The organism is Chelativorans petroleitrophicus (assembly GCF_025398195.1).
Classification (GTDB): Bacteria; Pseudomonadota; Alphaproteobacteria; order Rhizobiales; family Rhizobiaceae; genus Chelativorans; species Chelativorans petroleitrophicus.
The window spans coordinates 1-3179 of record NZ_JAODNV010000046.1 but is presented as its reverse complement, the minus strand read 5'-3'; the positions used below and the strand labels follow the sequence as shown (position 1 = coordinate 3179).

Below are 3179 nucleotides of genomic sequence, written 5' to 3'. Positions count from 1 at the left end.
ACTGCCGTGCCTCTATCACATTGAGGGGGTCCCTTTTGGAAGAAAAAACAGGGTCCCGATTCTGTGGTTATTGACAGCCATCGCCTTCGACGTGCCCTCGCCCTTCGGCCTGACCACGGGCTAGCCCGTTGACCTCGAGCTGGCCTCCGCCGTCGCCCTCGACGGCGTAACGTACCGCGCGGCCAGCGGAGCGTCGATGCCCGGGCTGATGGTCGACCCGGATGACGGCTCCGTCTTCGGAACGCCCTCTGCCCCGACCGGAACGGCGTACAGCATCGCCGTCGAAGCGGTCCGCGGCGGATCTGCGATCGCCTCGGCCACCCTGGACCGCGTGCGGCGCGATCCGATCAGCGTCGATGTCTATCCCGAAGAGGTCGTTCTTACGGCGCGCGAGCCTTTTCCGGGTTCCGGGCTTGAGATCCAGGCTTCCGGAGGCGACCAGGAAAGCATCGAGTGGTCTCTTGAGGATGCCCCCGTCTGGCTTGCCGTCGAGTCGACGATAGCCACGTTCCCGTAGCTGTTGTTAGTCCTGTCGTGCCTTAGTGCCCAAAGACATAATCGATGCCTGCCGCTGCAGAGCTACAGATAGCGGCAGGCATCCTGTTCTGCCTTCTGGAATCCTCATTCCAACCGAAATTCTCCGTTTAGGCAGCGATAGCCAAACGGGGCGACTTCGATCAAAATGCATAGAGGATCGGGGCTGCAATGGGCGACGTCATTCAACTACGGCGGCAAAGGAAATGCCGAGCGGCGACAGGAGCATCGGGGTCCATTCGTTCGCTCCTGCCGATAGGCTTCTTCGCGCTCGTGCTTGTGGCCGCGGGGGCTCTCGGCTCGTACTTGGGAACGGACAAGTTCTCTTGGAAAGTTGCAGACCCTAGGCTTCCTTTAGTCAGCGCTGCCGCGACGGGCAGGACCATCACGGGCCGTGCCTCAGTGATCGACGGGGATACGATCGAGATCCACGGTGAACGCATCCGCTTCAAGGGAATCGATGCTCCGGAGTCATCGCAGACATGCAGCGATGCCTCTGGAAAGCCTTACCGATGCGGAGCCAAGTCCGCGGCTGCCTTGGACGAGTTCCTCAGGGCGTCGTCTCCGACACGATGCGAATTCGTCGAGCGCGACCGCTATGGCCGCTTCGCAGGAAACTGCTACCGTGCCGACGGCTCCAGCGTCCAGGAGCTGCTCGTTCGTAGCGGATGGGCGCTCGACTGGCCAAGATACAGCCACGGGGCATATGAGGAGCAACAACGGGCCGCCCAAGCAGAACGTCGCGGCATTTGGGCGGGAACGTTTCAACCGCCCTGGGAATGGAGGGCCGCTGGCGGCTCTAAGAAGAAGAAGGAGACGCCAGCGCAACTCATTCCACTCGTGAATTCGAACGCCTCGCAGCAGTCCGGGCCGTGCCGGATCAAAGGCAACATCAACTCCAAGGGCGAGCGCATCTACCACATGCCCGGGCAGCAGCATTACAATCGGACCAAGATATCGGCGAGCAAGGGAGAGAGGTGGTTCTGCTCGGAAAGCGAGGCCCGGGCGGCCGGTTGGCGGCCGGCGCGCCGATGATCAAGGCGTCCGTTCGCGGCTTCTGTAGTTTCGGCGGGTCATTCCATCGCTGTGCCTGACCCCCATCCTGACTTGCATTTACTTCGTGATAAGGAGCGGGCGAGGATGCAGCATCACCCACAAGGCTGCAACAAGCCGACGCCACCACTCACTACAGCTACGTCAACCTGACGACCCTAGAGCGGCACTTTCGGCGCCCCTGAGGACGTCGAGCCGTCAATCTCCCAAGTCCTTTGGACAATGGAATGGTGGGTGCGGGGTAGAATCCCGATCTTCAGCCTGGGAATTCGTCTCCCTCGAGAGGCCCGCCCTCGGACAGGAGCCTCTTGCCTTGCGGAGAATCCTTGGCGCGCACCAGGGTCAACGCGAAGCGCCGATGTCCGTCCATGATTTGCTGCGGCCCCGACGTCGCAGCCGCAGCAAGAAGTTCGCGGAAACGGTTCTCAGCATCAAGGACATCCCAGACTCGAGGATGCTTCGACTCCCGGCGCTGATTACCTTGCTTCTCACTCATTCCACGGCCCTGCGAGATGACGCACCAAGGATTCGTTAACTAAATTCCGGAGGCTTTTGTCATAGGTTCCCTAGGGCTATAGCACGGAACCTACGGACGAGCCCACACCGATGAGTCCAGAACCCGAAATGTTCGTCCTCGACACGAACGTCTTAAGCTCGCTCGCGCACAAGAGGCCGAACCCAAACGTCATCGCCTGGATATTAAGCACTACGTCAGCAGTCAGCATCCCCTTCAGTGCAGTGATAGAAATTGAAAGAGGTATCCAGAACCTCGCGGGCCGTAATCCGCTCAGACAAAGACAGCTCGCCGAGTGGCTGGAATCCCTGCTTGCGTCAGACATGCCGGTCCTGGGAATGGACGCCGAGATAGCCCGCCAGTTCGCGAAGATGACGATGGTGCCTGCGCTGCACGACCTTTGGATGACGAACCCGATGGCAAAGAAACCTCATCTTGGTCAAGACCTCGCGATTGCCGCCACCGCGATCGTCGTCGAGGCGCCGATCGCAACGCTGAACATCAAGGACTTCGTCCGGATTCACAGGTACTTCCCCCTGCCAGGCGTCTTTGATCCCGCAAGTCGCACATGGGTCGTCGAGTTTTTCAAACGGAAGTCAGCGCAGCGGTCGGCGTCATTCACTGCCTGAGGCCCAAGAGTTCTGACTGGAGGATCACCCGCGATGTTTGCTTGGCCTGGCCGCCTAGGCTCCTTGCGGAACGATGGCATGCTCGAGGAATCCCATTCAATCTGAAATCCCCCGGTCTGTGTCGAGCGCTCCGCGAATGATCTTAACCATCTTCGTGGGGGCTCACGGCAAAGTCCGCCATATGGAGCATGACGGCGCTTGACGCGAATCCTCTGGAGCATGACTGCTTCCGGAACTTCCAAGGATTCAAGTTCGTGCGAGTATAGCGGCGAAACCTTTTCCCTCTTAGACGTTGTGTGCCGAATGTCGGCAATGCGTTGACCGCAAGTAAACTCATTAGACTACCCTGGTTCCTTCATGTCGTTAATGGGTGTGAACCGCGCCGGGTTTGCCGGAGGCTGATTTGGTTTAGTTACGCGGCCATGGCTTCAGTTTCCAGAGCCGCGTAG

Annotated in this window: 3 protein-coding genes; all 3 read left to right on the top strand. The window is 59.7% G+C overall.

Annotated elements, in window-relative coordinates:
- The first annotated feature begins 196 nt into the window (after positions 1 to 196).
- The 3 genes from NYR54_RS19000 (at position 197) to NYR54_RS18990 (ending at position 2730) form a co-directional block, all read left to right on the top strand.
- Positions 197 to 517: a hypothetical protein gene (locus tag NYR54_RS19000; RefSeq protein ID WP_261517268.1), complete on the top strand. Its 321-nt coding sequence runs from the start codon at positions 197 to 199 to the stop codon at positions 515 to 517.
- A gap of 188 nt (positions 518 to 705) precedes the next feature.
- Positions 706 to 1569 (top strand): thermonuclease family protein, encoded by an 864-nt coding sequence (locus NYR54_RS18995; RefSeq protein WP_261517267.1) that lies wholly within the window; start codon positions 706 to 708, stop codon positions 1567 to 1569.
- 642 nt (positions 1570 to 2211) lie between these two features.
- Positions 2212 to 2730 (top strand): PIN domain-containing protein, encoded by a 519-nt coding sequence (locus tag NYR54_RS18990; RefSeq protein WP_261517266.1) that lies wholly within the window; start codon positions 2212 to 2214, stop codon positions 2728 to 2730.
- Positions 2731 to 3179: the final 449 nt, after the last annotated feature.